Annotated in this window: 1 pseudogene and 1 other annotated feature; the pseudogene reads left to right on the top strand. The window is 37.7% G+C overall.

What is annotated here, in order from left to right:
* Nucleotides 1-441: 441 nt before the first annotated feature.
* Nucleotides 442-1664 (top strand): annotated as a pseudogene (locus F944_RS16575) (IS3 family transposase); the annotation flags it as partial.
* Nucleotides 717-833 (top strand) — a sequence feature (AL1L pseudoknot). Its footprint overlaps the pseudogene before it by 117 nt.

The raw sequence follows: 1664 nt of genomic DNA, 5'->3' as shown, positions 1-1664 counted from the left end.
ATAAAAAACAGGTTTTTTCCTTGCAATGAGCTTGGCGAACTTTAATTTCAGTAAGACTCATGGAATTTAAATGAAACCTAATAAGGGGTTGATTGTATCAATTATATCAAAATAGAAAGCTTTATATATGATGCGTATGATACGCATCATATGAAATTGTAAATTATTATTTTATATATTTATTATTGAGACTATTCTATATTTAGTAACCAGTTTAAGTACCACCTTTACTTTAAGTTCCCAACAACTAACTTTTTCTGTAATCAATGTTTAAATAAGTATTATGCAGCTAATTCTAAGATGATTTAGCAAAGGTCTTATCTGAAAAATTTGTCAAATATGTAGCAATTCACACGATTAATTTTTTTCCAGGGTAAATTATATTGATGAGTGAACCGTACCGGGTTTGTCGGAGAGTCAATATTCTGAGAGACTATCCCGATGACAAAATTAAAATATACCCCTGAAATCAGAGAAAGAGCGGTTCAATTACTAATTGAATCTGAAAAAGATTATCCTTCTACTTGGGCTGCAATCACAGCAATTGCGCCTAAGATTGGTTGTACTCCTGAAACACTTCGTGCCTGGCATCAAAAGCATTTAGATCAGCAAAATCCTATTAAAGTACAACAGATATCTGATCAAGAAAAAATGAAGCAAATGGAACGTGAAATTAAAGAATTAAAGCGTGCCAATGAAATTCTACGTAAAGCAGCCGCTTTTTTCGCCCAGGCGGAGCTCGACCGCCCACACAAATAATGGTGGATTTCATCCATAACAATAAAGATCGATATGGTGTTGATGCGATTTGTAGGATTTTAACGATCGCAGCTTCAACCTATTACCGAACTTTAGATCTCGCTGACAATCCAGAACATCGAGCGAAACGAGATCTACATGATGAGCATCATGCTGAACAAATTAAACGAATTTGGAAAGAAAGTTCAGGTCGATATGGTGTGCGTAAGGTCTGGCAACAATTGAAACGTGAAGGTTATGTTATCGCACGTTGTACAGTTGCTCGATTGATGCAAAAGCTAGGTATACAAGGTGTTTGGCGTGGTAAGAATAAACAAACCACCCGTAGCAGAGATGATCAAAAACGGGCAGATGATCTAGTGAAACGTAATTTTAATGCTGATCAACCTGACCCTTGCGAAGCAATGCTTCTCAGGTCGCTGACTTCACGTATATTCAAACCAATTCAGGTTGGGTCTATACCGCCTTTATTATTGATGTGTTCTCACGAGCAATTGTCGGATGGAAAGTATCTACACGGATGAATACAGATATGGTGCTCGATGCACTTGAGCAGGCATTGCACGATCGAGGCATGCCAAAGAACGTGATTCACCATTCCGACAGAGGTGTGCAATATCTTTCTATTCGCTATACCAATCGTTTAGAAGCAGCAAATTTAAGAGCATCAGTCGGTACGACTGGTGATTCATACGATAATGCTTTGGCTGAAACAGTGAATGGCTTATACAAAACAGAGGTGATTGAATATTTAAAAGCAGATTGGCAAGGTTTAGCAGATGTACAGCTTGCGACACTAAACTGGGTAGATTGATTCAACAAAAAGCGTGTACACAGTGCACTGGGTTATGTATCGCCTTTTGAGTTTGAAGCAATGTACTATGATAAGATTAACCCGTTAGGTC

This window comes from Acinetobacter ursingii DSM 16037 = CIP 107286 (assembly GCF_000368825.1).
Classification (GTDB): Bacteria; Pseudomonadota; Gammaproteobacteria; order Pseudomonadales; family Moraxellaceae; genus Acinetobacter; species Acinetobacter ursingii.
Note: the sequence above shows the minus strand (reverse complement) of the source record. Positions and strands in the feature narration are given on the sequence as shown.